Genomic DNA, 26,238 nt, shown 5'->3' with positions numbered 1-26,238 from the left:
CGCTCAGTTCTCGCGCTTCTCCTTGATCTTGGCGGCCTTGCCGCGCAGATCCCGCAGGTAGTACAGCTTGGCGCGGCGGACGTCACCCTTGGTGACCAGCTCGATCTTCTCCACGATCGGGGTGTGCACCGGGAAGGTGCGCTCGACGCCGACGGAGAAGGAGACCTTGCGGACCGTGAAGGTCTCGCGCACGCCCGAACCCTGGCGGCGGATCACGACGCCCTTGAACTGCTGCACACGGGAACGGTTGCCCTCGATGACGCGGACGTGCACGTTGACCGTGTCGCCCGGACGGAAGGCGGGAACGTCGCTGCGCAGCGACGCGGAGTCGACGGAGTCGAGCAGGTGAGACATGTGCGTCTGCTTTCCTCGCTGATGCCACAGGTCATCAACGGAAACTAGGTTTTCGTGAGGAGCCGTGCGGGTCGGGGCGGGCGTCGTGTCCCCCTGTGGCAGGGGCGCACGCCGGACGGGCGCACAACAGCCACCTATTCTTCCACGCCCTCGGTCCTGCGCCAAAATCGGCCGTGGGGGGCGCCCTCCTGGTCCGGGGACCAGCCCAGGATGGAGAGCATCTCCCGGTCCTTCTTGTCGAAGGCGGCGGGGTCGCAGCGCTCGATCAGATCGGGCCGGTGAGTGGTGGTGCGGCGCAGCGCCTCGTCCCGGCGCCAGCGGGCGATCTTCCCGTGGTGCCCGCTGAGCAGCACCTCGGGGATGTCCCGGCCGCGCCACGCGGGCGGCTTGGTGTAGACGGGCCCCTCCAGGAGGTTCGCCATGGCTCCGGGCGCGAAGGAGTCGTCCCGGTGCGACTCGGCGTTGCCGAGCACCCCGGGCAGCAGCCGCGCCACGGCCTCGGTGACGACGAGTACGGCGGCCTCCCCGCCCGCGAGGACGTAGTCCCCGATGGACACCTCGTAGACCGGCATCCGGGTCGCGTACTCGTCCACGACCCGCCGGTCGATGCCCTCGTAGCGGGCCGGGGTGAAGATCAGCCAGGGCCGTTCGGAGAGTTCGACGGCGAGTTCCTGGGTGAAGGGGCGGCCACTGGGGGTGGGCACGATCAGAGCGGGCGCATGTGCGCCCGTTTCGTAGCCGTCGGCGAGGACCGTGTCGAGGGCGTCGCCCCAGGGTTCGGTCTTCATGACCATGCCGGGCCCGCCGCCGTAGGGCGTGTCGTCGACGGTGTTGTGCCGGTCGTATGTCCAGGCCCGCAGATCGTGCACCTGGACGTCGAGCCGGCCGCGGGCGCGGGCCTTGCCGACCAGGGAGACGTTCAGCGGGTCGAGGTACTCGGGGAAGATCGTGACGACGTCGAGCCGCATCAGGCCCCGCCGTCCCGCTCGGCGTCCCCGGTGGACTCGGCGTCCCGGCTGGAGGCGGTCTCCGCGCGGTCGTCGATCAGGCCCGGCGGCGGGTCGATCACCGCCCGCTGCTCCTCCAGGTCGATCTCGGTGACGATCTCCGAGACGAACGGGATCATCACCTCCGTGCCGTCCGGGCGCTCCACGATGAACAGGTCCTGCGAGGGCAGATGGGAGATCTCGGTGATCCGGCCGACCTCGGTGCCGTCGGCGGTGACCACGTCGAGGTCCATCAGCTGGTGGTCGTAGTACTCGTCCTCGTCCTCGGGGAGTTCCGCGGGGTCGATCTCGGCGATCAGCAGGGTGTTGCGCAGGGCCTCGGCGCCGGTGCGGTCGCGGACGCCCTCGAAGCGCAGCAGCAGCCGGCCGCTGTGCACCCGGCCGGTCTCGATGGTCAGTGGCCCGGTGGCGGCCGGGTCGGTGGCCAGGACGGCACCGGGCGCGAGCCGCAGCTCCGGTTCGTCGGTGCGTACCTCCACGGTGACCTCACCCTTGATGCCATGGGCGCGGCCGATCCGGGCGACTACGAGCTGCACGGTGCTGGATCTCCTGTCACGTTCGCGGACTCCCTGTCCGTCCTACGACGACGGGCCGGGGACGGCCGCACGGCCCTCCCCGGCCCGAGCCGGTGTATCTCATTCAGCGTCAGCGGAATGACGTCAGCGGACGTGGTCCACGTCGACGAGGTCGACCCGGACACCGCGCCCGCCGATGGCGCCCACGACGGTACGCAGAGCGCGCGCGGTGCGGCCGTTGCGGCCGATCACCTTGCCGAGGTCGTCGGGGTGGACCCGGACCTCCAGCACGCGCCCGCGGCGCAGGTTGCGCGAGGCGACCTGCACATCGTCAGGGTTGTCGACGATGCCCTTCACGAGGTGCTCAAGCGCCTCTTCGAGCATGCTGCTCAGGCCCCGGCCGACTCGGACTCGGCGGCGGCCTCGTCCTTCTTCTCCGCCTTCTTCTTCTGGGTGATCGCCTCACCCTTGCCCTCGTCCTCGCCGCCGAGAGCCTCGAACGACGGGCGCGTGGACTTGGGCTCGGCGACGAGCAGCGGCGCCGGGGCGGGCTCGCCCTTGAACTTCTGCCAGTCGCCGGTCTTCTTCAGGATGGCGAGCACGGGCTCGGTCGGCTGGGCGCCGACACCGAGCCAGTAGGCCACGCGATCGGCGTCGACCTCCATGACCGACGGGTTGTACGTCGGGTGGTACTTGCCGATCTCCTCGATCGCACGGCCGTCACGGCGGGTGCGGGAGTCGGCGACGACGATGCGGTAGTGAGGCGAACGGATCTTGCCCAGACGCTTCAGCTTGATCTTGACTGCCACGGGAGTGGGTTCTCCTGGATTTGACGTGGGTGGGCACGGCGGAAGAGCCGCGTGGGGTTGCGGTACCCGAGTGCCCGATGGACGCGTCAGCCGGAGGAGAGAGGGGTCCTGTGCGACTGTCGAGTACAGCTTGCCATTGTGCCACACGGCACCGGCCGCCCCGACCGGTGGTGGGCCGGGACATGCCTGACCGGCGCCGGGCCTGAAGGCCACCCGGCGCCCCGCCCCGCCGCAACGGGGCGACAGGGCCGACCGGACCCCGGTCGGGGCCGAGGGAGCGCCGCCTACGACGGCTCCCTCGCGCCCCGTGGGGGCGTGATCCGCGGCGGTGGGCGCCCGGCATCCACGAAATGCCGGGAGCTAGCCCGCCGCGCCCGCGCCCACCACCTCGGGAATCCGGAACGGCTTGCCGCAGCCGCCGCACATGATCGGCGCCTGGGCCAGGACGGACGGGACCACGCGCACATTGCGCCCGCAGTCGCACACCGCCTTGACCCGGACACCGCCGCCGGACGAGCCATGGCGGGCGGCCGGGCCGCGGAAGGAACGGGTGGTGTCGGACGCCGTCGCCGCCGTGTGCGCCTTCAGGGCGCGCTGGAGGCGCTCGATCGTCGGCCGGTACCGCCGCTTGGCCTCGGGGTTCAGCGTGACCAGCGAGAAACCACTGCTGGGATGCGGCTCCTCGGGATGGTCAAGGCCCATTTCCTCGGCGATCGCGAGGAATCTGCGGTTGTGGTACCGACCGGCTCGGGATGTGTCGCGGACGCCGCGCGCGGCGGCGATGCCATGGACTGCCTCATGGAGCAGTCGCTCGAAGGAGAGCTCATGCCCGCAGGCGGACGAGGACTCTCCGATCAGGGACTCGGGCGCGGCAAGATCCGGCAGCTCGGGGTGGTACCGCTGAATGTCGGCCCACGCCTGCGCCAGCTCTGCGGCGAGAACAGGTGGTGTCGTGCTCACGTAATGACAACGAGCCTGGGTTGCGCTGTGTTCCTATTCCGGGGCATCCCAAATAATTTGCACGTACCCGTCAGTTTGCCGCTGATGCGTCGGGACGAGCACGGGTGCGCTGATCTGCGGAGAAGCCTCGCAGTCCGTACCAAGCCGGTGCGTAGTCCGCGCTACGGAGCGGCATGTAGGCGGGGGCATCCTCGGGGGGTCGTTGTGGCCGCGCGCCGCGCAAGGGGCGTTTCGGCCCGCCTCTCCGGCGCGCGGGACCCGTCCCGGTCGGCACGCCCGACGCCCCGACGTTACCGCGCCCCGCATCCGCCCACGACACCCCCCACCCGTACCGGACGGACGCCCGACGGCCGCCCCGCGCGGTCGGCGGCACGCCCCGCCGACCTTGGCCGGAACGGACTCTCCGCCTCCGTACCGCGGGCCGTCCCCGAGGCCCGCCGCCCGGCCGCGTTCCGGTCGGCCGCCCCCTGTATGACGCGCCGATGGCGCTCCAGGTTTCCGGGACGTGAAATCTCGCCAAGTGGCCGGGTCCCGGGCAAACCGGGGCCCGCGACCCCTGGACGCCGCCGCGCGCCCGGAGTTACCTGGCTTACGGGAGCGGTGCGGAGCGCACGCCCCGCGGCCCCGGGCCCCGGCGACCCATGGGCCCGGGACACACCCCGCACGACACCACCGGCACGGCCCGCGCGACGGCACGCATACGTCCAGCCCGACGGACGAGCGAACGGCCCGCACATGTCAGGCCCGCCGGCACACGTACGACCCGCACAGGTACGACCGCACAGGTGCGACCCGCCTACGACCGACCCACACATGTCAGGCCCACCACCCGGCCGGCACGACCGACCCGTACAGCCGACCCCCATCCCACCGGCGAACAGCGCATCGGCACCGACCAAGCCACCGAGCCCGCGGCTCACCGGCTCACCGGATCTCCGGCTCAGCGAATCGACGCAATGGCGAAATGGGGCGCAGTAGATGACTTCCACGCTCGTGCGACAGCACCCGCCTCTCACCGGCCCGGCCCCGCGCGTGGACCTCGGCGCACGCGCGCGTGACTGGTCGGAGATCCAGGAGCGGATGCTGATCCCGCTCTATGAGGCCGTCTACGCGCGACTGGACGTGGGTCCGGGCACCCGCCTGCTCGGCCTCGGCTGCGGCAGCGGGCTGGCCCTGCTGGTGGCGGCCTCGCGGGGCGCCGCCGTCACCGGCGTCGAACCGTCCTCCCCCGAACGGCTGGCCCTCGCCCGGGAGCGCCTGCTGCCCCGGCCGGGCGGCCCCCGCGCCCGGACCGTGCCCCGCCTCTCGGACACCCTGACGCCCGGCGCGGAGCCGTACACCCTGGTGACCGCGTTCGAGCCGGTCGGGTGTGTCATCGGGGACGTCGAGCGGCTCGCGGAGACGCTCCGGGCGGTGACGGGGGCCGCACCGCGCGGGACGCCCGTGGTGCTGACCGGCTGGGGACCGCCCGAGCGGTGTGCGACGGCCGGGGTGCTGCGGATCGCCGGGAAGCTCGCGGACCCGCGGCACGGCACCGGCGGCTGGCGTCCCGCACACCGTGACGATCTGGAGGAGGCCGCCGCGCGGGCGGGTCTGCGCCCCGACGGTTCCGGCCGGGTGGCCTGTCCGTTCGGCTACGCCGGTCTCCGCAGCGCCCGGCGCGGGCTGCGCTCCACCGGCTTCCTGGACGCCGCCCTGGCCGCGACCGACGGGGAACGGGTCGACAAGGAGCTGACCGAGGCGCTCCATCCGTACCGCCGTGCGGACGGCACGGTGTGGATGCCGAACATCTTCCGCTATCTGATCGCCCGGGTGCCCTGACCCCGCCCCTGATCCCGCCCCTGACCGACACGCCCGGCACGCCGCACGGCGCGCACAGTGCCCCGGCGACACGCCGCCCCCGTACCGGACACCGGCACGGCATCGTCCGCTAGTCGTCCGTCTCCTTCCGCAGCCGTGTGACCCCCGCGATCCGGTACGCGTCCGGCTCCTCCAGCGTCTCCCGTTCCAGGAGGGCCGCGGCGAGGGCGTCGAGCTGGCCGCGGTGGTCGGTGAGTTTGCGGCACGCCTCGTCGTAGCACTCGTCGACGATGCGGCGCATCTCCGTGTCGATGGCATCGAGGGTCTGGGGCGCGGCGGCCAGCCCGTACGCCTGCTGGGTGTCGTTGGGGAGGGCGGAGAGGCGGCCCACCTCGGGGCTCATGCCCCAGCGGGCGACCATGCCGCGGGCGATGTTCGTGACCTGTTCGAGGTCGCTCTCCGACCCCGTGGTGACCACCCCGTACACCACCTGTTCGGCCGCCATGCCGCCGAGGGCGCCGATGATCCGGCCGCGCAGGTACTCCTCGGTGTAGGCGTACTTGTCGGCCTCCGGGGTGGACAGGGTGACGCCGAGGGCGCGTCCGCGCGGGACGATGGTGATCTTGCGGACCGGGTCGGCGCCCGGCTGGAGCATCCCGAGCAGAGCGTGTCCGCTCTCGTGGTAGGCGGTGCGCCTGCGCTCCTCCTCGGGCATCACCAGGGGCCGTTCCGCGCCGAGCTGGACCTTCTCCAGGGCTTCGGACAGATCGCTCTGGGTGACCTGGGACTGGCCGCGCTTCACGGCGAGCAGGGCGGCCTCGTTGGCGAGGTTGGCCAGTTCGGCGCCGGTCATGCCGGGGGTGGTGCGGGCGGCCTGGGCGAGGTTCACGTCGGGGGCGAGGGGGATCTGCCGGGTGTGGATGCGCAGGATCGCCTCCCGCCCGGCGCGGTCCGGCGGGGAGACCTGGACGACCCGGTCGAAGCGGCCGGGGCGGGTCAGCGCGGGGTCGAGGACGTCCGCGCGGTTGGTCGCGGCGATCACGATCACGCCTTCGGAGCCGGAGAAGCCGTCCATCTCGGTCAGGATCTGGTTCAGCGTCTGCTCGCGCTCGTCATGGCCGCCCATCCCGGCGCCGCCGCCGCGGGCCCGTCCGATGGTGTCGATCTCGTCGATGAAGATGATCGACGGGGCCACCTTGCGCGCCTCGGCGAACAGCTCACGCACCCGGGAGGCGCCCACGCCCACGATCATCTCGATGAACTCGGACGCGGACGCGGAGAAGAACGGCACCCCGGCCTCCCCGGCGACCGCCCGCGCGAGCAGCGTCTTGCCGGTGCCGGGCGGCCCGGAGAGCAGTACCCCGCGCGGCATCTTCGCGCCCATCCGCCGGTACGCGTCCGGGTTCTTCAGGAAGTCGACGACATCGTTCAGCTCGCCCTCGACCTCGTCGATCCCGGCCACGTCGGCGAACGTGGTGCGCTTCTGCCCCGGGATCAGCTCCACCGGCTTGGGCGGCTCCTTGCGCCCGAACATGCCGCCCGCGCCGCCCATCCCCTGCCGTACCCGCCGGGCGATGAAGATCCACAGGGCCACCAGCAGCAGCATCGGGGCGAGCGAGATCAGCAGGTTGGACAGGAGGCTGCGCTGCTGGACCACGGGTTCGGCCGTGACGGTGACGCCGTGCTTGGTCAGCTCGGCCCACAGCGGATCGTCGGCGAACTCCGGCCGCTGTGTCTTGAACTTGGTGTACGTCCCGCCGCCGCCCGGTTTCTCCTGGGCCTTCTTCAGCTGCCCCTCGATCGAGTCGCCCTTGGAGTAGATCTTGTCGACGTTCCCGGCGCCGACCTGCTTGCTGAACTCGGTGTAGGAGATCGTCGGCTCATTGCCGCCGCCGAACAGCGACAGCACCAGGTTGGCGAGGACGAACACCAGCAGCGCGGTGAGGATCAGCCCCCACCAGCCGCCGCGTGGCCGCCACCCGCCGGGCCGCGGCTTGGGCGGCTCGTCCCGCTCCGGCGCGCCCTCGGTGCGCCAGGGCTGCTCGGGCGACGTGCGCGGCGGCGCGGGGTTGCTCATATCGGGACGTTACGACAGGAAGCCGACACCAGCATGTGTGGGACGGTCACGCCAGCCTGCCCAGGTCACACCGACATGCCTGGGACGGTCACGCCGACATGCCTCCGACGGTCCCCTCAGGGCGCCCCGCGCGGCCGTACAGCGACAGCGCCCCGCGCGCCGTACGACACCGGGGGCGCCCCTCCTGCGAAGGACGCCCCCGGGGCACGTACCGGCGCTGGACCTCAGCCCATGAACTTCTTGAACTCGTCCGGCAGCTCGAAGTCCTGCCCCGCCTGCTGCCCCGGCAGCCCGAACGCGCCCCCGGCCTGCGCGGCGGCCTCCCGCCGGGCCGCGGCCTCCTGCTCCTGCTGCTTGCGCTTCATCGGGTTCCCGGAGCGCTGCTTGCCCTTGGCCTGCTTCTGCTTCTTCTTGGCCCGGCCCGGACCGCCGCCCATGCCCGGCACGCCCGGCATCCCGGGCATCCCGCCGCCCTGCGCCATCCGGCTCATCATCTTGCGGGCCTCGAAGAACCGCTCCACCAGGTTCTTCACCGCGCTGACCTCGACACCGGAGCCCTTGGCGATACGGGCGCGGCGCGAGCCGTTGATGATCGTCGGCTCCTGGCGCTCGGCCGGGGTCATCGACTTGATGATGGCCGCCGTACGGTCGACGTCCCGCTCGTCCAGGTTGTTGATCTGGTCCTTGATCTGGCCCATGCCGGGGAGCATGCCGAGCAGCTTGGAGATGGAGCCCATCTTCCTGACCTGCTCCATCTGGGCCAGGAAGTCGTCGAGGGTGAAGTCCTGGCCCTTCTTGGAGGCCAGCTTCTCGGCCATCTTCTGGGCTTCGGCCTGGTCGAACGTCTTCTCGGCCTGCTCGATCAGGGTGAGCAGGTCACCCATGTCGAGGATGCGCGACGCCATCCGGTCCGGGTGGAAGGCGTCGAAGTCGTCCAGCTTCTCGCCGTTCGACGCGAACATGATCGGCTTGCCGGTGATCTGCCGGATGGACAGCGCCGCGCCGCCGCGGGCGTCGCCGTCGAGCTTGGAGAGCACCACACCGTCGAAGCCGACGCCGTCGCGGAACGCCTCTGCGGTGTTGACCGCGTCCTGGCCGATCATCGCGTCGACGACGAAGAGGATCTCGTCCGGCGAGACGGCGTCACGGATGTCGGCGGCCTGCGCCATCATCTCCTGGTCGATGCCGAGACGGCCCGCGGTGTCCACCACCACGATGTCGTGGACCCGGGACTTGGCGAACTCGATGGAGTCCCTGGCGACCTTCACCGGGTCGCCCACCCCGTTGCCCGGCTCGGGGGCGTAGACCGCGACGCCCGCGCGCTCGGCGACCACGCTGAGCTGGTTCACCGCGTTGGGCCGCTGGAGGTCGCAGGCGACCAGCAGCGGGGAGTGCCCCTGGTCCTTGAGCCACTTGCCGAGCTTGCCCGCGAGGGTGGTCTTACCGGCGCCCTGGAGACCGGCCAGCATGATGACCGTGGGCGGCTGCTTGGCGAACCGCAGCCGCCGGGTCTCGCCGCCGAGGATCTGCACCAGCTCGTCGTTGACGATCTTGAGGACCTGCTGGGCGGGGTTCAGCGCCTTGGAGACATCCGCGCCGAGCGCCCGCTCCTTGACGTTCTTGATGAACGTCCGGACGACCGGCAGGGCCACGTCCGCTTCGAGCAGCGCGATCCGGATCTCCCGCGCCGTGGCGTCGATGTCCGCCTCGCTGAGGCGCCCCTTGCCCCGCAGGGACTTGAAGGTTGCGGAGAGGCGATCGGAGAGAGTATCGAACACGGCGGCGTCGGTCCTCGCGGTCGGGGGCTGGCGGTGGAATCGCCCTCCAGGGTATCCCGGGAGGGCGACAAGGCGGCACGGCCGCCCGTACGGCGGCCCGCTCAGGCCCGCTCAGGCCCGGCTCAGGCCCGCAGGGTCTCCTCCAGCGCCCTGGCCACCGAGGTGGCCTCCTCCGCCAGCAGCGGCAGCCCGGTCCCCGAGGTGACGTAGAAGGCGTCCACCGCGTTCGAGCCCAGCGTGGAGACATGGGCGCTCCGCACCCGCACGCCCGCCTTCTCCAGGGCCGCGCCGATCCGGAACAGCAGACCGGGGGCGTCCTGGGCGCGGACCTCGATGACCGTGGCGTGCCGGGAGGCGGCCGGGGCGACGGTCACCCGGGGCGGCGGCGCGAGCACCCCCCGGCGGCGCGGATAGGCGGCGTCCCGCTCGGCGAGGCGCCCGGCGATGTCCAGGGTGCCGTCCAGCGCGCGGACCAGGTCGGCGCGGAGCCGGGCGGCCTGCGGCAGCGAGCCGTACTGGGCGGCGACCCGCCAGTTCAGCAGCAGCACCGCGCCGTCGACCCCGGCCGGGAGGTCCAGGGTGCGCAGCTCGGCGGTGCGGACGGTGAGCCGGTGCAGGGCGAGCACCCCGGCGACGGCGGGCAGCACCCCGGGCTGGTCCGGTACGGCGATGACCAGCTCCACGCCCAGCGGCTCCGGGTCGCCGGGCGGCTCGTCCCCGGCCACGGTCTCGGTCTGGGCGCGCAGCGCGAGCACGGGTCCACCGGTGGCCACCGACTCGATCGCCAGCCGCTCCTGCTCGGCCGTGGGGGCGCCGGTCTCGGGGTCGGCCTCGGACGCCTCCCCGGAGAGCACCGCGGACACCCGTCTCACCAGGTCGGCGACCAGTGAGCCACGCCAGGCGGACCAGGCGGCGGGCCCGGTGGCGAGCGCGTCGGCCTCGGTGAGGGCGTGCAGCAGCTCCAGCGTGCCCTGCGCGCCGACCGCCTCGGCGACGGCCCGTACGGTGGCCGGGTCGTCCAGGTCGCGCCGGGTCGCGGTCTCGACGAGCAGCAGATGGTGCCGGACGAGGGCGGCCACGACGGCGACGTCGTCGCGGTCGAAGCCGATCCGGGCGGCGACGTCCTTGGCGATGATCTCCCCGGCCACCGAGTGGTCACCGGGCCAGCCCTTGCCGATGTCGTGCAGCAGGGCGGCGATGAGCAGCAGGTCGGGGCGGCTGACCCGGCGGGTGAACTCGGCGGCGCGGACGGCGGTCTCGATGAGATGCCGGTCCACGGTCCAGAGGTGCACGGCGTTGCGCTGGGGGCGGCAGCGGACCCGCTCCCAGTCGGGCAGCAGCCGGGTGATCAGCCCCTCGGCCTCCAGCGCCTCCCACACCTCGACGGTGGGGCGGCCGGAGCCGAGCAGGGTGACGAGCTGTTCGCGGGCCTCGGCGGGCCAGGGCGTGGGCAGCGGGCGCGCGGTGCCCGCCATGCGCCGCACGGCGTGCAGGGAGAGCGGCAGTCCGGCCTGGGCGGCTGCCGCGGCGGCGCGCAGCGGCAGTACGGCGTCGCGTTCGGGGCGGGCGGCGCGGGCGAGGACGACCTCGCCGTCCTGCTCGACGACACCCTCGGCGAGCGGGGAGCGTTCGGCGACGGGCTTGGGGCCGCCGCCCAGCAGGGCCCGCAGCCGGGGCCGTCCGGCCCGGGAGCGCAGCACCCGCCCGACCTCGCGCCAGGTGACGTCGCCGGCGTAGGCGATGACCCGGGCGGCCTCGTAGACCTGGCGCAGCAGGGTGTCGGCGTCGAGGAGGCCGAGTCCGGCGGCGACCTGGTCCTGTTCCTGGAGGGCGAGCCGGTCGGTGGCACGCCCGGTGGCCAGGTGCAGGGCGTCCCGGACGTCGAGGAGTCTGCGCCGGGCGTCGTCGAGGCCCTCGCGGGGGGCGTCGGCGAGCCAGGAGGCGGCGACCGCGCGCAGGGCGGTGGCGTCGCGCAGCCCGCCGCGGGCCTCCTTGAGGTCGGGCTCCAGGAGGTACTGGAGTTCGCCCTGGCGTTCGGCGCGCTCGGCGCACAGCGCCTGGAGTTCCGGGAGGCGCTTGGGTGCCTGGTTGCGCCAGTCGGCGAGGACGGCGGTGCGCAGGGCGGCGGTGAGGCCGAGGTCTCCGGCGAGGTGGCGGGCGTCGAGCAGGCCGAGCTGGACCTTGAGGTCGTCGGCGGCGGTCCTGCGGGCCTCGGCGGGGGTGCGCACGGAGTGGTCGAGGGCGATGCCGAGGTCCCAGACGGGGTACCAGATCCGGTCGGCGAGCGCGGCGACGGCGGCCGGGTCGGCGCCGTCGTGCAGCAGCAGCAGATCGAGGTCGGATCTCGGGGACAGCTCACCGCGGCCGTAGCCGCCGACGGCGATCAGGGACACCCCGCGCAGGGATCCGGCGGCGGGGCCGAAGAGCCCGGCGAGCCAGCCGTCCGTCAGCGCGGAGAGGGCGGAACGGCGCGGCGGCCCGGACCGCGCCCCCTCGGTGAGAAGGCGCAGCCGGGCCGCCGCGTAGCCGCCGGGTCCCGAGTCCTCCGCTTCCTGCCGTACGTCCGTACTCGTCACCCGGCGACTCCTGTTCTTTCCGTCGGTCCCGGCCCCGGTCAGAGGGCGTCGGGCCCGCGCTCTCCGGTGCGGACCCGGACGGCCGTCTCCACCGGGAGCGACCAGACCTTGCCGTCTCCGATCTTGCCGGTGCGGGCGGCCTTGACGATGACCTCGATGAGCTGTTCGGCGTCATCGTCCTCGGCGAGCACCTCGATGCGGATCTTCGGCACCAGGTCGACGGTGTACTCGGCGCCCCGGTAGACCTCGGTGTGGCCGCGCTGGCGGCCGTAGCCGCTGGCCTCGGTGACGGTCAGACCGTGCACCCCGAACGCCTGGAGGGCTTCCTTGATCTCGTCCAGCCGGTGCGGCTTGACGACGGCCGTGATGAGCTTCATGCGTCCACCTTCTTGGATGCGGCCTGGGCAGCCGGGGCGGCGGGAACGGAGGTGGTACGGGCGGCTCCGCCGCCGGCGCCGCTGAAGTCGTAGGCGGTCTCGGCGTGTTCGGCCTGGTCGATGCCCGCGATCTCGTCATCCTCGCTCACCCGCATACCGATGGTCTTGTCCAGGACGAACGCGAGGATCGCGGAGACCACCAGGGAGTAGGCGAGCACCGCGAAGACTCCGGCGCACTGCTTCCAGAACTGGTCGAGGCCACCGCCGTAGAACAGCCCGGCCACGTCGGACTGGCCCTCGCCGCTGGCGAAGAACCCGATGAGCAGCGACCCGGCGATACCGCCGACGAGGTGGACACCGACGACGTCGAGGGAGTCGTCGTAGCCGAACTTGTACTTCAGGCCGACGGCCATGGCGCACAGGAGTCCGGCGATGGCGCCGACCGCGATGGCGCCGAGCGGGTCGACCGCTCCGCCGGCCGGGGTGATGGCGACCAGACCGGCGACCGCGCCGGAGGCGGCGCCGAGGGTGGTGCAGGCGCCGTGCCGGATCTTCTCGTAGACCAGCCAGGCGAGCATGGCGGCGGCGGTGGCGATCTGGGTGTTGATGAACATCAGCGCGCCCACGCCGTCGTCGTTGCCGAGCCAGGAGCCGGCGTTGAAGCCGAACCAGCCGAACCACAGCAGACCGGCGCCGAGCATGACCAGCGGGAGGCTGTGCGGGCGCATCGGGTCCTTCTTGAAGCCGATGCGCTTGCCGATGACGAGGATCACGCCGAGGGCGGCGGCACCGGCGTTGATGTGCACGGCCGTACCACCGGCGAAGTCGATCACGCCGAGTTCGAAGGCCCAGCCGCCCGCGCCCCAGACCCAGTGGGCGACCGGGAAGTACACGATCGTGGCCCACAGGGTGATGAACAGCGCCCAGGCGCTGAACTTCACCCGGTCGGCGAGAGCGCCGCTGATCAGGGCGGGGGTGATGATCGCGAACATCAGCTGGAAGACGGCGAAGACATAGACCGGGATGGTGTAGCCGTCCCACAGGTCGCCGATGCCCACGCCGGTGAGGCCCACATAGTCGGACGACCAGCCGAGGAGGCCGCCGGTGTCCGTGCCGAACGCGATGGAGAAGCCGTACAGCACCCACAGGATGGTGACGATGCCGAGGCTGATGAAGCTCATCATCAGCATGTTCAGGGTGCTCTTGACCCTGACCATGCCGCCGTAGAAGAAGGCCAGGCCCGGGGTCATCAGCATCACCAGGGCGGAGCAGATGAGCATGAAGCCTGTGTTCGCGGCCGACAATTCTGTCATCGGCGTCTCCTCGTCGTTGGATACGGCCCCGTGCGGGCGAAGCCTGAGCGGGCTGAAGGGCTGGGCCGGTCGATGGGCAGAGATTGGCGCAGCGCGGTTTCCGTGGAGGCCCCGCGTTGTTTCGCGGCGGTGACGAAGGCACCGCGCGTGTTACGCCTCGATGAATTGCCGGGTGCCCACCGCGGCGCCCGTCCCGGACACGCGGCCCGGTCGCCACGGCCCGTACGGGGAGACGGGAACCGGCCGCGGTCGGCCTTCCGATGACCTGGCATGGGGGAGCCGAGTCGGGCAGTTCGGGAAGGCCGGCCGCGGCCGGGGTACGGGGGGTTCGGGCGGCTGCCCGCGCCGGTCAGACCGCCTCGGCGGCCTCCGGCAGTTCGACGGCGAGTTTTCCGGTGAGGTCGACGACCTCGGCGAGATCGCCGTACTCCCGGACGGCGGTGTCGACGGTCTTGCGGATACGGGTGTTGACGCGCTCGGAGCGCACCTTCTTGGCGACCTGCATGGCCTGCTCGGCGAGGACCGCGCCGCGCTCGGGCTCCCGGCGCAGCAGATGGACGCTGGCCATGCCGATCAGATTGAGCGCGTACGACCGCTGGTGCTCGTCGTCGGTGGCGAACAGCGCGACGGCGCGCTCCATCTTGGGTTCGGCGAGGGAGGCGTAGGCGGGGCTGCGTCCGGCCACATAGGCGAGGTCACGGAAGGAGTGGGAGTTCTCGCCGTACAGCTCGGCCTCGGAGAAGAAGCGGATCCAGTCGGGGTCCGGCTCGTCCCACTCGGTGGCGTCGGCGAAGGTGTCCTCGGCCATCCGCACCGCCCGTTTGCACTTGCCGGGCTGCCCCATGGTGGCGTAGGCGCGGGCCTCCATCGCATACAGCATCGACTGGGTGCGGGGGCTGGCGCAGTCGCGGCTGCCGTACTGGGCGAGATGGATGAGTTCCAGCGCGTCCTCGGGGCGCCCGAGGTGGATCATCTGCCGGCTCATGCTGGACAGGATGTACGAGCCGAGGGGGCGGTCACCGGCTTCCTTCGCGGCGTGCAGCGCGAGCACGAAGTACTTCTGGGCGGTGGGCTGGAGGCCCACGTCGTAGCTCATCCAGCCGGCCAGTTCGGCGAGTTCGGCGGCGACCTTGAAGAGCCGCCGGGTGGTGGGCTCGGGCTGGGACTCCTGGAGCAGGTCGGTGACCTCGTGGAGCTGGCCGACGACGGCCTTGCGGCGCAGTCCGCCACCGCACCGGGCGTCCCAGCGGCGGAACATGACGGTGGTGGACTCCAGCAGCTCCAGCTCGGGCTGGGAGAGCTTGCCGCGGCTGCGCTCGGGGGCGGTGGCGTCGAGGTCCACGGCCGGGGACTGGGGTCCGGAGACCAGCCAGCGCTGCATGGGCTCGATGAGGGCGGGTCCGGCGGACAGCGCGAGGGAGGTGCCGAGGAAGCCGCGCCGGGCGAGCATCAGATCGCTGCGGGAGTACTCGCCGAGCAGGGCGATGGTCTGCGGGGCGGTCCAGGGCAGGTCGACGCCCGCGGCGGACGGGGCCTGGCGGGCGGTGCGCAGTCCGAGGTCCTCGATGGAGACGACACAGCCGAAGCGCTCGGAGAACAGCTCGGAGAGGATTCTGGGGATCGGCTCGCGCGGGTTCTCCCCGTCCAGCCAGCGGCGGACCCGGGAGGTGTCCGTGGAGATGTGGTTGGCGCCCAGCTGCCGGGCGCGCCGGTTGACCTGCCGGGCCAGCTCGCCCTTGGACCAACCGCTGCGTACGAACCATGAGTTCAGCAGCTCGTTGGGACGCTTCTCGGCGTTCGCCCCGCCTGCGCCGTTGCCGCCCACTGGAATGCCCCCATTCCTCCGACCGCCTGCCGCCCGGTGCGCCAAGCCCTATCAGATTGCCCGTCGACCCGGCCGCCCGTCCGGCGATCGCCACCCTTCGAACGGAAGAGCGACTTGCCTCCGGCATACCCACTAGTGCATGTGCCTCTGACCGGCGTGTACTCAAAGTAATCCTACGATCACGACCCGGCCATGGCGATCCGGGAAACGCCACCATTCGCCACCCCTTCGAAGGAACTCACCATCGCCTTCACACGATTCACTTGGCTGAGGACAGGCGCGAGTTGACGGAGCGATGCACACAGGGGCGCGCGGCCATGAGTGCACCACCCACCGCACCTCAACGCGCTGTCTGGATCGGGCGGCAGTGGGAAGCGGGAACGATGGGCGGTCACGTTCCGCGTTCGTCTCGTAACCCCCGGTATGTGGGGAGCGTTGGAGGAGGCATGGGCTTCACGATCGGTACCAGCCGGAGCATTCGCGACATCCGGACCGGGGCACGCCGCCGCGGCCGGTCCTCGGACTGCACCGCCGTGGCCGAGTACACCGGACTGTGGGGCTGGGCCGTCGTGCCGGGCGCCCGAGCGGCCGGGGGCGTCTGCTCCTGCGGCCGTACCGACTGTCCCGCGCCGGGGGCGCATCCGCTGGACTTCGCGCCCGAGGTGCCGGCCGGGGCGACACTGGACGAGGTGACCGAGGCATGGGCCCGGTTCCCGGGGGCCGCGGTGATGCTGCCGGCCGGGCGGGCGTTCGACGTCCTGGAGGTGGCGGAGACCGTCGGCCGCCGCGCACTGGTCCGGCTGGAGCGGATGGGGCTGCCGCTGGGCCCGGTCGCCGTCTCCCCCGAGGGCCGCGCCCAGTTCTTCGTCGCCCCCGGCGCCGCCGCCGAACTCCCGATGCTGCTCTACCGCATGGGCTGGGACGACCCCCGGCTCGATCTGCGGGCCCTCGGCCGCGGCGACCACATCACCGCCCCGCCCTCCGACCGGGGCGGCCTCGGCCCGGTCCGCTGGCTGCGCACCCCCGAACTGGACACCGCCACCAGGCCGCCGACGGCCCGACTGCTGCTGGGCACGCTGGCGTACGTGGCACACCGCTCCCGCATCTGACCACCGCGCCCCTCCGCTCCCCCTCCCCCTCCCAGTCCCCGTCCCGCAGACCGAAGCGCGTCCGTCCGGGCCGCGAGGCAACCCGCGTCCTCCAGCCCCGTCCCGCGCACACCGAAGCGGCCTCCGCCGGGACCCGCGCATCAACCCCCGTCCCGCACACCGAAGCGCCCGCTCCCCCACTTCCGGGGAACGGGCGCTTTCGGTACGGGCGTGCGCGAGACGCGATACGACGTCGACGTCACTCCCCGATAAGGGCGTCAACGAACGCCTCCGGCTCGAAGGGGGCCAGATCGTCGGCGCCCTCGCCGAGACCGACCAGCTTCACCGGGACGCCCAGCTCCCGCTGGACGGCGACGACGATGCCGCCCTTGGCGGTGCCGTCGAGCTTGGTCAGGACGATGCCGGTGATGTCCACGACCTCGGCGAAGACCCGGGCCTGGACCAGACCGTTCTGCCCGGTCGTGGCGTCCAGCACCAGCAGCACCTCGTCCAGCGGGGCCTGCTTCTCCACCACCCGCTTGACCTTGCCCAGCTCGTCCATCAGACCGGTCTTGGTGTGCAGCCGTCCGGCGGTGTCGATGAGGACCACACCGGCCCCCATCTCCTTGCCCTCCTTGACCGCGTCGAAGGCCACCGAGGCCGGGTCGCCGCCCTCGGGGCCGCGCACGGTGTAGGCGCCCACCCGCTCGCCCCAGGTCTGGAGCTGGTCGGCGGCGGCGGCCCGGAAGGTGTCGGCGGCGCCCAGCACCACGCTCTGCCCGTCGGCGATCAGCACCCGGGCGAGCTTGCCGGTGGTGGTGGTCTTGCCGGTGCCGTTGACCCCGACGACCATCACGACGCCGGGTCCGCCGGTCTCGGGCTCGGTCCGCACGGACCGGTCCAGATCGGGGCCGACCAGGGTGAGGAGTTCCTCGCGCAGCAGGCCGCGCAGCTCGTCGGGGGTGCGGGTGCCGAGCACCTTGACCCGCTCGCGCAGCCGTTCGACCAGCTCCTGGGTGGGCATCACGCCGACATCGGCGGTGAGCAGGATGTCCTCGATCTCCTCCCAGGTCTCGTCGTCCAGATGCTCGCGCGAGAGCAGGGCGAGCAGCCCCTTGCCGAGCGCGTTCTGGGAGCGGGAGAGCCGGGCGCGCAGCCGCACCAAGCGGCCCGCGGTGGGTTCCGGCACCTCGATCTCGACGGCCGGGAGCGCGTCGGCGGGGCCGGCGGGCGGCTCCTCGACGGCGGTCGGCGCGGCGGCGCCGGGGAGGTCCACCTCCTCGATGGTGCGGCGGGGTTCGTCCCGCGGGGTCTCGGCCTCGTCGCCGACATGCGGCTCGGCCGGAGGGGCGGTGAGGTCGGGTGTCGTGGGCGGCGGCGGGGGCAGCGGCTTCTTGCGCCGGCTGCCGACGATGAGCCCGCCGAGCGCGCCGAGCACGACCACGGCGATGACTACGGCAAGGATGACGGTTTCCATAACCCGACCAGTATCGGCCATGGGTCCCCGGCGGAACCCCCTTGGAGGTACTCCGCACGCCGTCGGAACATTTCAGCCCATAGCGGGATCAACGTACGATGACCGGTCATGAGCCCCGCCGCTCACCGTGAGCACTCCCGGCCCGCCGCCGGACACCGGCTGGAGACCCGGGGCATCGAGCCCGTCCCGGACGCCGAGCGCACCGGGCGGCCCCGCGGGCTGTTCGCCACCTGGGCCGCCGCCAACATCACCGTGCTGCTGCTGACCGTCGGCGCGAGCCTGTCCGTGACCTACGGGCTGAACTTCTGGCAGGCCCTGGCCGCCGGTCTCGCCGCGCCCGTGCTGGCGTTCGGGCTGGTGGGGCTGATCGGGATCGCCGGGAAGCGGGGCGGGGCGCCGGGAATGGCGCTGTCCCGGGCCGTGTTCGGACAGCGCGGGAATCTGCTGCCCGGGGCGCTGATCTGGGTGGCGCGCTGGGGCTGGGAGACGATCAACGCGGTGACCGGCGCCTACGCCCTGCTCGCGGTGCTGGACATCCTGTTCGAGGTGCGCCGCACCACCGCGCTGACCGTGCTCGCCCTGGTGCTCTTCGTGCTGGCGACCTTCGTGATCTCCGGGACCGGCATCCGGGCCGTGCAGCGGTGCACCACCTGGGCGACCGCGCTCTTCGCCGCCTTCTCGCTGCTGGTGCTGGTCCGGCTGGTGGCGGCGACCGACTGGGCGGAGGTCTTCGGGCGGCCCGCGGGCTCCACCGCCGCCCTGATCACCGGCGTGGGACTGGTCGCGGCGGGCGGCATCAGCTGGGCCCCGACCTCCCCCGACTTCACCCGCTATCTGCCGCGCACGGCGTCCTCCGCCGCGCTGGTGCGGCACACCGTCGGCGGCGCGGCGGTCGTCGTCCTGCCGCTGGTGCTGATGGGTGACGTGATGGGGACGGACACCCCGCGGCTGGCGTCGGCCGCGGACCCGGTGTCCTTCCTCGGGGAGATCCTGCCGCTGTGGCTGGCGGTGCCGTATCTGCTGACGGCGCTGGCCGGGATGGTGCTGATCAACGCCATGTCGATGTACTCCGCCGGTTTCACCGCGCAGACCCTGGGCTTCCGGGTCCCGCGCCCCTGGGCGGTCCTGCTGAACGCGGTGATCTCGCTCGCCCTCGGCTCCGTCCTGATGCTGGCCGCGACCAGCTTCCTGGGCTCCTTCATCGCCTTCCTGTCCCTGCTGGCGGTGGCCTTCTCGGCATGGGCCGGTGTGTTCGGCGTGGACATGCTCCGCCGGACGTCCTACGACCCGGCGGCGCTGCTCGACACCGGGCCCACCAGCGCCTACTGGTACCGGGGCGGCTTCAGCCCGGCCGCGGTCACCGCCTGGGCGGTCGGCCTGGCCACCGGTCTGCTGTTCCTGCGCTCGGACTGGTTCACCGGCCCGTTCGCCACCGGCAACCCGGTCGGCGCGTACGGCCTCGGCTGGGCCGCCACCATCACCGTCTCCGGACTGCTGTACGCCCTGCTGCCGAAGCCCTCCGCGCCCGCCCTGGAAATCTGACGTACTGTCAGATAGCCTCCCCGCGCCGAACCGCCCGCCCGCCCAGGCGAAGGGACGCCCATGCCCGTCTCGGTCGTACGTCTCAACCTCGTCGCACCCGGCGCCTCGCCCGCCGCGCTCGGCGCCCGCTACCGCGCCGCCCTGGAGCTGGCCGCCTACGCCGACACTCACGGTGTGACGATGATCCAGACCGAGGAGCACCACGGCGCCGAGAACAACTGGCTGCCCTCCCCGTTCGTCTTCGCGGGCGCGGTGCTCGGCGCGACCCGCCGGATCTCGGTGACCGTCTCGGCGGCCATCGGCCCGCTGCACGACCCGCTGCGGCTCGCCGAGGACATCGCCGTCCTGGACCTGGTCAGCGGCGGACGGCTGGTCACGGTCGCCGGGATCGGCTACCGGCCCGAGGAGTACGCGCAGTTCGGCGTCGACTGGGAGCGGCGCGGACGGCTCCAGGACGAGCTGCTGGAGACCCTGCTGAAGGCGTGGACCGGCGAGGAGTTCACGTACCGGGGCCGTACCGTCCGGGTCACCCCGCGGCCGTCCACCGAGCCGCATCCGCTGCTGCTGGTCGGCGGCTCCTCCCGGGCCGCCGCCCGCCGCGCCGCCCGCCTCGGCCTGCCGTTCTTCCCCAGCGCCCACCTGCCCGAGCTGGAGGCGTACTACAAGGACCGGCTCGCGGAGTACGGCACCGACGGCTGGACGATGATGCCGGGCGCCGAGACCCCGCTGCTGCATCTCGCCGAGGACCCGGACGAGACCTGGGCGCGCCACGGCGAGCACTTCCTGCACGAGGCCCGCACCTATGCCGCCTGGCAGTCGGGCGGGGCGATGCGCTCGGCGGTCCGGTCCGCCGCCGGGACGGTCGCGGAACTGCGCGCCGAGGGCGTGTACCGGGTGGTGACGCCGGACGAGTGCCTGGCCCAGGGCCTGGACAACCTCGTCCTGCATCCGCTGGTCGGCGGGATGCCGGTGGCGGAGGGACGGCGGAGCGTGGAGCTGTTCTGTACGGAGGTGCTGCCGCGGCTGGGCGGTTGACCGGGGCGCAGCGCATCGCCCCCGGCGGTTGACCGGGGGCTCGGCCCAGCGCCCGCGGCGGTTGACCAGGGCTCAGCCCAGCGCCCCCGGCGGCTGACCGGAGCTCAGCCCACCACTCCCAGCGGCTGACCGCGGCTCAGCGCATCGCCCCCGGCGGCTGACCCGGGGGCTCAGCCCACCGCCCCCAGCGGCTGACCCGGGGGCTCAGCTCAGCGCCCCCAGCGGCTTACCGCAGCTCAGCCCACCACCCCCAGCGGCTGACCCGGGGCTCGGCCCACCGCCCCCAACCACCGACCCCCGCCCAGCCCCCCGCTCCCCGGCCGCCGACCCCGGCTCAGCCCATCTCCTCCAGCGGTTTGCCCTTGGTCTCCTTCACGAACAGCAGCACGAACGGGATGGAGAGCGTGGCGAAGCAGGCGTAGATGACATAGGTCGCCGACAGGTTCCAGTCGGCCAGGGACGGGAAGCTGGCGGTGATGGCCCAGTTGGCGAGCCACTGCGCGGAGGCGGCCACGCCCAGCGCGGCGGCCCGGATCTTGTTGGGGAACATCTCGCCGAGGAAGACCCAGACGACCACGCCCCAGGACAGGGCGAAGAAGAGCACGAACACATGCGCGGCGATCAGGGCGACCGCGCCTTCGGCGGACGGGAGCTTGCCGTCGACCAGCGGGTGGGAGAACGCCCATGCCTCCAGGCCGAGCGCGAGGGCCATCCCCGTGGAGCCGATCAGCGCGAGCGGCTTACGGCCGATGCGGTCCACGAAGATCATGGCGATCACCGTGCCGATGATGTTCACGATCGAGGTGGTGAAGGAGTAGAAGAACGACTCCGTCGGGTCGATGCCGACCGACTGCCACAGCGTCGCCGAGTAGTAGAACGCCACATTGATGCCGACGAACTGCTGGAACACCGACAGACCGATGCCGATCCACACGATCCGCTGGAAGAAGAACGACCCGCCCAGCAGATCCTTGAACGTCGACTTGTGCTCGCGCCGCATGGCCTGCTCGATCTCGTCCACCCGCGCGTCGAGCCCCGGATGGTCGCCCTCCACCTCGGCGAGGACCTTGCGGGCCCGCTCCCGCTTGCCGACCGAGAGCAGGAAGCGCGGCGACTCGGGGATGGCCAGCGACAGCAGCCCGTACAGCACCGCCGGGATGACCATCACGCCCAGCATCACCTGCCAGACCTCGAGGCCGAGCAGCTTGCCGCGCTGATTGCCGCCGGCCGCGTTCAGCAGCCCCCAGTTGACCAGCTGCGACACCGCGATGCCGACGACGATCGCGGCCTGCTGGAACGACCCGAGCCGCCCCCGGTACGCGGGCGGCGACACCTCGGCGATGTAGGCCGGGCCGATGACGGACGCCATACCGATGGCGAAACCGCCGACGATCCGCCAGAAGGCCAGGTCGTACAGCGCGAACGGCAGCGCGGAGCCGACGGCGCTGATGGTGAACAGCACGGACGCGATCTGCATACAGCGGATACGGCCGATGCGGTCGGCGATCCGCCCGGCCGTCGCCGCCCCGATGGCACAGCCGATCAGCGCGATGGCGATCACCTGGGCGAGCGCCGCGGAGCCGATGTGGTAGCGGTCCCGGATGGCCTCCACGGCCCCGTTGATCACCGAGCTGTCGTAGCCGAAGAGGAAACCGCCCATCGCCGCGGCGGCGGCGATGAAGATGACGTGCGCGAGATGCTCGGGGTGGGCCGGAGCGGCTCCTGGCTGCGGCGTCTGCGCTGTGCTCGTCACATTCCACTCCTCGGGCCACCCGTTGGTGGTACCAGTGGCGCACAGGTCCGCGTGGGTCACCACTTGGGCGCATCCGTCGGGAACAGACGGGAACAGGACGGGAACAGGACAGGAACAGGACAGGAACAGGAGGGGCCGGCGCGGTCAGCGCAGTCGCTGGCTGATCACCTTGGACACTCCGTCGCCCTGCATGGAGACGCCGTACAGCGCGTCGGCGACCTCCATCGTGCGCTTCTGGTGGGTGATGACGATCAGCTGGGACGCCTCCTGGAGCTCCTGCATGATCCGGATCAGCCGCTGGAGGTTGGTGTCGTCGAGCGCCGCCTCCACCTCGTCCATCACATAGAACGGGCTCGGCCGCGCCTTGAAGATCGACACCAGCATGGCCACGGCGGTCAGCGACCGCTCCCCGCCGGACAGCAGCGACAGCCGTTTGACCTTCTTGCCCGGCGGCCGGGCCTCCACATCGACGCCGGTGGTGAGCATGTTGTCGGGATCGGTCAGCACGAGCCGTCCCTCGCCGCCGGGGAAGAGCCGCCCGAACACTCCCTCGAACTCCCGTGCGGTGTCCCGGTACGCCTCGGTGAAGACCTGCTCGACCCGTTCGTCGACCTCCTTCACCACCTGGAGCAGATCGGCCCGCGTCTTGCGCAGGTCCTCCAGCTGCTCACTGAGGAACTGATGGCGCTCCTCCAGCGCGGCGAACTCCTCGAGTGCCAGCGGATTCACCTTGCCGAGCTGCTGATACGCCCGCTCCGCCGCCCTGAGCCGCTTCTCCTGCTCGCCGCGCGCGAACGGCTTCGGCTGATTGCGCGGATGCTCCGGATCCTCGGGCAGCGCCTCGCCCTCGGCGGGCAGCGACGGCGGCACCGGGAGCTGCGGGCCGTACTCCTCGACCAGCGCGGCGGGCTCGACGCCCAGTTCCTCCAGCGCCCTGGTCTCCAGTTGCTCGATCCGCAGCCGCTTCTCCGCGCCGAGCACCTCGCCCCGGTGCACCGAGTCGGTCAGCTTGTCCAGCTCCGCCTTGAGGTCCCGGCCCTGCCCCCGGGCGGCGGTCAGCTCCTGCTCCCGCCGCGCCTTCGCGGCCTCGGCGACGGTACGTTCCTGCTCCGCCCGGCCGAGGGACACCTCGACATGCGCCAGCAACTGCCGGGCGCCCGCGGCGACCGCTCCCGCGACCGCCGCCTCGTGGTGCAGCCGGGCCCTGCGCTGCTCGGCCCGCGCGCGGGCCTCGCGCTCGGCCCGCGCGGCCCGGTCCAGCGAGTCGGCCCGCCCCGCCAGCCCCTTGACCCGCTCCTCATGCGTACGGACCTGGAGGCGGGCCTCCATCTCGGTCTGCCGGGCATTGGCCCCATCGGCGGCGAGCCGGTCCCGGGCGTACGTGTCGGGCTCCTCGTCGACCGGCAGTTCCTCGGCGACGACCAGTCGTTCGGCGAGTTCCTCGACGTCCAGGAGCGCCTTGTCCAGGGCGTCCTGCGCGCGGGCGGCGGCGGCCGTACCGCGCTCGGCCTCGCCCGCCGCGCCCCTCGCCTGGCCCGCGAGGCGGCCGAGTTGCTGGGCGACGGCGGACTTCTCGCGCTCCGCGGCGCGGCGGCGCTCGCCGAGTTCCTCGACCAGGGCGGCGCGCTCCGCGCGGGTCGCCCTGGCGGTGGCCTGGTCCTCGGTGAGGCGCTCGCAGCGGATCGCCAGCTCGGCGAGTTCGGCGGCGGCCTCGTCCACCGACGCCTGGACCTCCAGCAGGCTGGGGGCTCCGGCGGAGCCGCCGTGCGCGAGGTGCGCGCCGAGCAGGTCGCCTTCGGCGGTGGCCGCGGTGAGGTCGGGGCGGTGGCGGATCAGGTCCTCGGCGGCTTCGAGGGTGTCGACCACGACGATGTGGTGGAGGAGGCGGCGGACGGCGGGCATGAGGTCCGCGGGACCTCTCACGAGGGTGGCGGCGGGGCGCTCCGCGTGGGAGGTGGGGCGCGCCTGGTGGGGGGCGGCGATCGGTTGTCGGGCGGGTGCGGGTGTGTCGTGGCTGGTCGCGCAGTTCCCCGCGCCCCTTGGCTGCGGGGAGGCAGGGGTGGGGGCATGGGGATCGGGGTGTACCGCGTCCCTTAGGGGCGTTGCCGGGCGGGTGGGGTCATCGGGAGCACGGTCCACCGCGGCCCGTACCGGCGTTGTCGGCGCCCCCGGCTCCCGGGGGTCCGGGGCGCCGGCCAGGAGGAGGGTCGCTCTGCCGCCGTCCTGTTTGCGCAGGAGGCGGATCGCGTCGGCCGCCGCGGTCGGGGTCGTCACGGCGATGGCGTCGGCCGCCGCGCCGAACGCCGCCGCCAGGGCCAGCTCGTAGCCCGGTGTGACGGTGAGGAGTTCCGCCGCCGGGCCCAGGATGCCGGTGAGGCGGTCGCGGGCGTCCAGGAGTATGCCGGTGCCGTCCTTGCGGCGGAGCCCGAGGGCGAGTGCCTCGTGGCGGGCCTGGGTGGCGGCGCGGGCGCGCTCGGCGGCGGTGAGGGCGTCCCGGGCGGCGGTGGCGGCGGCCTCGGCGTCGGCGAGGTGGCGCTTGGCGGTGCCGTGCCGTTCGGCGAGTTCGGCGTCGCCCGCGTCGAGTCCGTCGACCTCGGCCTTGAGCTGCTCGTACTCCTCCTGTGCGGCGACCGCGCGTTCCTGGGCCTCGTCGCGGGCGGCGGCCAGGCGGTCGATCTCGGCCTGGGCGGAGGCGGCGCGGGAGCGGGCCGCGTTGACCTGTCCGCCGAGTCGGGCGAGCCCCTCGCGCCGGTCGGCGATGGCACGGGCGGCGTCCTTCAGACGGCGCTCCTCGGCGGCGAGTTCGCGCTCCAGTTCGGCACGGTGGGCGACGGTGTCGTCCAGGGCGCGCTGGGCGGCTTCGAGGGCAGCCTCCAGTTCGGCCTCCTGCTCCCGGACCCGCAGGGCCTCGCGCTCCAGGTCCTCGGGGTCACGGCCGCGCCGCTCCTCGGGCGGGGCGGAGGTGGCGCTCTTGACCCGGGCGTCGGCCAGCGAGACGGTGCCGCGCACCCGCTCGGCGAGCTGGGACAGTTCGTACCAGGTCTGCTGGGCGCGCTGGAGGCGCGGGCTGAGCCGGCGTACCTCGTCCTCCAGGAGCGCCTCCCGCTGGAGGGCCTTGCGCAGTTCCTGCTCGGCGGCTTCCTTGCGCTCCTTGAGGGCGGCCTCGTCGGCGACCTCGGTCTTCAGCGCGTCCCGCAGCCGCACCAGGTCGTCGGCGAGCAGCCGCAGCCGGGCGTCCCGCAGATCGGCCTGGATGACGGCGGCCCGGCGGGCGACGGCGGCCTGCCGGCCGAGCGGTTTGAGCTGGCGGCGCAGTTCGTCGGTGAGGTCCTGCACCCGGGCCAGGTTGGCCTGCATCGCGTCCAGCTTGCGCAGCGCCTTCTCCTTGCGCTTGCGATGCTTGAGCACACCGGCGGCCTCCTCGATGAAGGCGCGTCGGCCCATCGGATCGGCGTGCAGTACGGAGTCCAGCTGGCCCTGTCCGACGATGACATGCATCTCGCGGCCGATCCCGGAGTCGGACAGCAGCTCCTGGATGTCGAGCAGTCGGCAGGTGTCCCCGTTGATCTGGTACTCGCTGCCGCCGTTGCGGAACATGATCCGCGTGATGGTGACCTCGGCGTACTCGATGGGCAGCGCCCCGTCGGAGTTGTCGATGGTCAGGGACACCTCGGCGCGGCCCAGCGGGGGGCGGCCGGTGGTCCCGGCGAAGATGACGTCCTCCATCTTGCCGCCGCGCAGCGACTTGGCGCCCTGCTCGCCCATGACCCAGCTGAGCGCGTCCACCACATTGGACTTGCCCGAGCCGTTCGGTCCGACGACGCAGGTGATACCGGGCTCGAACCGGAGCGTGGTCGCGGAGGCGAACGATTTGAACCCACGGAGGGTCAGGGCCTTGAGGTGCACGCCGCTGGACTCTACCTTCCGGGGTTGTCCCACTCCATGAACCCGC

19 protein-coding genes are annotated in these 26,238 nt (G+C 72.6%); 4 read left to right on the top strand and 15 right to left on the bottom strand.

Annotated elements, in window-relative coordinates; all coding sequences use genetic code 11:
• Nucleotides 1-3 precede the first annotated feature (3 nt).
• From rplS to AB0D49_RS19415, 6 genes are all read right to left on the bottom strand, one after another.
• Nucleotides 4-354 carry a 50S ribosomal protein L19 gene (gene rplS / locus AB0D49_RS19440; RefSeq protein ID WP_121890862.1) on the bottom strand — a complete coding sequence of 117 codons (351 nt, stop codon included), beginning with the start codon at nucleotides 352-354 and terminating at the stop codon, nucleotides 4-6.
• A gap of 134 nt (nucleotides 355-488) precedes the next feature.
• Complete coding sequence (trmD, locus tag AB0D49_RS19435; protein ID WP_362758673.1) at nucleotides 489-1,322, bottom strand: tRNA (guanosine(37)-N1)-methyltransferase TrmD; 834 nt, start codon at nucleotides 1,320-1,322, stop codon at nucleotides 489-491.
• Nucleotides 1,322-1,897: a ribosome maturation factor RimM gene (rimM, locus tag AB0D49_RS19430; RefSeq protein ID WP_362758671.1), complete on the bottom strand. Its 576-nt coding sequence runs from the start codon at nucleotides 1,895-1,897 to the stop codon at nucleotides 1,322-1,324. Before rimM ends, trmD begins: the two co-directional genes overlap by 1 nt.
• Before the next feature lie 123 nt (nucleotides 1,898-2,020).
• Nucleotides 2,021-2,260, bottom strand: a complete 240-nt coding sequence (locus AB0D49_RS19425; RefSeq protein WP_003973401.1) for an RNA-binding protein — start codon at nucleotides 2,258-2,260, stop codon at nucleotides 2,021-2,023.
• A 5-nt stretch (nucleotides 2,261-2,265) separates the two neighbouring features.
• Nucleotides 2,266-2,685: a 30S ribosomal protein S16 gene (gene rpsP / locus AB0D49_RS19420; protein ID WP_362758669.1), complete on the bottom strand. Its 420-nt coding sequence runs from the start codon at nucleotides 2,683-2,685 to the stop codon at nucleotides 2,266-2,268.
• Nucleotides 2,686-3,045: 360 nt separating this feature from the next.
• On the bottom strand, nucleotides 3,046-3,645 hold the full coding sequence (locus AB0D49_RS19415; protein ID WP_362758667.1) for a hypothetical protein: 600 nt from the start codon (nucleotides 3,643-3,645) through the stop codon (nucleotides 3,046-3,048).
• 978 nt (nucleotides 3,646-4,623) lie between these two features.
• On the opposite strand from AB0D49_RS19415, the gene AB0D49_RS19410 reads away from it, so the two are divergent.
• Complete coding sequence (locus AB0D49_RS19410; protein WP_362758665.1) at nucleotides 4,624-5,466, top strand: SAM-dependent methyltransferase; 843 nt, start codon at nucleotides 4,624-4,626, stop codon at nucleotides 5,464-5,466.
• Between the two features lie 109 nt (nucleotides 5,467-5,575).
• On the opposite strand, the gene ftsH is transcribed toward AB0D49_RS19410, so the two are convergent.
• The 6 genes from ftsH to AB0D49_RS19380 form a co-directional block, all read right to left on the bottom strand.
• Nucleotides 5,576-7,522 (bottom strand): ATP-dependent zinc metalloprotease FtsH, encoded by a 1,947-nt coding sequence (gene ftsH, locus AB0D49_RS19405; RefSeq protein ID WP_362758663.1) that lies wholly within the window; start codon nucleotides 7,520-7,522, stop codon nucleotides 5,576-5,578.
• Between the two features lie 224 nt (nucleotides 7,523-7,746).
• Nucleotides 7,747-9,300 (bottom strand): signal recognition particle protein, encoded by a 1,554-nt coding sequence (ffh, locus tag AB0D49_RS19400; RefSeq protein WP_362758661.1) that lies wholly within the window; start codon nucleotides 9,298-9,300, stop codon nucleotides 7,747-7,749.
• 122 nt (nucleotides 9,301-9,422) lie between these two features.
• Nucleotides 9,423-11,876, bottom strand: coding sequence for a [protein-PII] uridylyltransferase (locus AB0D49_RS19395; RefSeq protein ID WP_362758659.1), 2,454 nt, complete (start codon nucleotides 11,874-11,876; stop codon nucleotides 9,423-9,425).
• 38 nt (nucleotides 11,877-11,914) lie between these two features.
• Entirely contained in the window at nucleotides 11,915-12,253 is a 339-nt protein-coding gene (locus AB0D49_RS19390; protein WP_030990174.1) for a P-II family nitrogen regulator, read from the bottom strand.
• Nucleotides 12,250-13,566: an ammonium transporter gene (locus tag AB0D49_RS19385; protein ID WP_362758657.1), complete on the bottom strand. Its 1,317-nt coding sequence runs from the start codon at nucleotides 13,564-13,566 to the stop codon at nucleotides 12,250-12,252. Before AB0D49_RS19385 ends, AB0D49_RS19390 begins: the two co-directional genes overlap by 4 nt.
• A 349-nt stretch (nucleotides 13,567-13,915) precedes the next feature.
• The gene (locus tag AB0D49_RS19380; protein ID WP_362758655.1) at nucleotides 13,916-15,391 is read right to left on the bottom strand and encodes a hypothetical protein; all 1,476 of its coding nucleotides are present in this window, start codon (nucleotides 15,389-15,391) and stop codon (nucleotides 13,916-13,918) included.
• Between the two features lie 446 nt (nucleotides 15,392-15,837).
• Here AB0D49_RS19380 and AB0D49_RS19375 point away from each other — a divergent pair, with 446 nt between their 5' ends.
• A complete protein-coding gene (locus AB0D49_RS19375) occupies nucleotides 15,838-16,500 on the top strand; it encodes a bifunctional DNA primase/polymerase (protein WP_362758653.1) in 663 nt (220 codons plus the stop codon).
• A gap of 238 nt (nucleotides 16,501-16,738) precedes the next feature.
• Here the strand turns inward: AB0D49_RS19375 and ftsY are convergent, their stop codons facing one another.
• Nucleotides 16,739-17,956, bottom strand: a complete 1,218-nt coding sequence (gene ftsY / locus AB0D49_RS19370) for a signal recognition particle-docking protein FtsY (protein WP_362758651.1) — start codon at nucleotides 17,954-17,956, stop codon at nucleotides 16,739-16,741.
• Nucleotides 17,957-18,064: 108 nt separating this feature from the next.
• On the opposite strand from ftsY, the gene AB0D49_RS19365 reads away from it, so the two are divergent.
• Together AB0D49_RS19365 and AB0D49_RS19360 are read left to right on the top strand one after the other, a co-directional pair.
• Nucleotides 18,065-19,498 (top strand): cytosine permease, encoded by a 1,434-nt coding sequence (locus AB0D49_RS19365; protein WP_362758649.1) that lies wholly within the window; start codon nucleotides 18,065-18,067, stop codon nucleotides 19,496-19,498.
• Nucleotides 19,499-19,558: 60 nt separating this feature from the next.
• Nucleotides 19,559-20,533, top strand: a complete 975-nt coding sequence (locus AB0D49_RS19360; protein WP_362758647.1) for an LLM class flavin-dependent oxidoreductase — start codon at nucleotides 19,559-19,561, stop codon at nucleotides 20,531-20,533.
• A gap of 334 nt (nucleotides 20,534-20,867) precedes the next feature.
• Here AB0D49_RS19360 and AB0D49_RS19355 read toward each other — a convergent pair whose 3' ends face one another.
• Together AB0D49_RS19355 and AB0D49_RS19350 are read right to left on the bottom strand one after the other, a co-directional pair.
• Nucleotides 20,868-22,286 (bottom strand): sugar porter family MFS transporter, encoded by a 1,419-nt coding sequence (locus AB0D49_RS19355; RefSeq protein ID WP_362758645.1) that lies wholly within the window; start codon nucleotides 22,284-22,286, stop codon nucleotides 20,868-20,870.
• Nucleotides 22,287-22,430: 144 nt separating this feature from the next.
• Nucleotides 22,431-26,192: an AAA family ATPase gene (locus tag AB0D49_RS19350; protein WP_362758643.1), complete on the bottom strand. Its 3,762-nt coding sequence runs from the start codon at nucleotides 26,190-26,192 to the stop codon at nucleotides 22,431-22,433.
• Nucleotides 26,193-26,238: the final 46 nt, after the last annotated feature.

Origin of the sequence: Streptomyces sp. NPDC048290 (assembly GCF_040652095.1) — a bacterium.
Taxonomy (GTDB): domain Bacteria; phylum Actinomycetota; class Actinomycetes; order Streptomycetales; family Streptomycetaceae; genus Streptomyces.
Note: the sequence above shows the minus strand (reverse complement) of the source record. Positions and strands in the feature narration are given on the sequence as shown.

Bases quoted from the DNA above. Each gene is read 5' to 3' on its own strand.
- rplS (WP_121890862.1), bottom strand. From the start codon at position 354: ATGTCTCACCTGCTCGACTCCGTCGACTCCGCGTCGCTGCGCAGCGAC.
- trmD (WP_362758673.1), bottom strand. From the start codon at position 1,322: ATGCGGCTCGACGTCGTCACGATCTTCCCCGAGTACCTCGACCCGCTG.
- AB0D49_RS19425 (WP_003973401.1), bottom strand. From the start codon at position 2,260: ATGCTCGAAGAGGCGCTTGAGCACCTCGTGAAGGGCATCGTCGACAAC.
- AB0D49_RS19410 (WP_362758665.1), top strand. From the start codon at position 4,624: ATGACTTCCACGCTCGTGCGACAGCACCCGCCTCTCACCGGCCCGGCC.
- ftsH (WP_362758663.1), bottom strand. From the start codon at position 7,522: ATGAGCAACCCCGCGCCGCCGCGCACGTCGCCCGAGCAGCCCTGGCGC.
- AB0D49_RS19390 (WP_030990174.1), bottom strand. From the start codon at position 12,253: ATGAAGCTCATCACGGCCGTCGTCAAGCCGCACCGGCTGGACGAGATC.
- AB0D49_RS19385 (WP_362758657.1), bottom strand. From the start codon at position 13,566: ATGACAGAATTGTCGGCCGCGAACACAGGCTTCATGCTCATCTGCTCC.
- AB0D49_RS19375 (WP_362758653.1), top strand. From the start codon at position 15,838: ATGGGCTTCACGATCGGTACCAGCCGGAGCATTCGCGACATCCGGACC.
- ftsY (WP_362758651.1), bottom strand. From the start codon at position 17,956: ATGGAAACCGTCATCCTTGCCGTAGTCATCGCCGTGGTCGTGCTCGGC.
- AB0D49_RS19365 (WP_362758649.1), top strand. From the start codon at position 18,065: ATGAGCCCCGCCGCTCACCGTGAGCACTCCCGGCCCGCCGCCGGACAC.
- AB0D49_RS19360 (WP_362758647.1), top strand. From the start codon at position 19,559: ATGCCCGTCTCGGTCGTACGTCTCAACCTCGTCGCACCCGGCGCCTCG.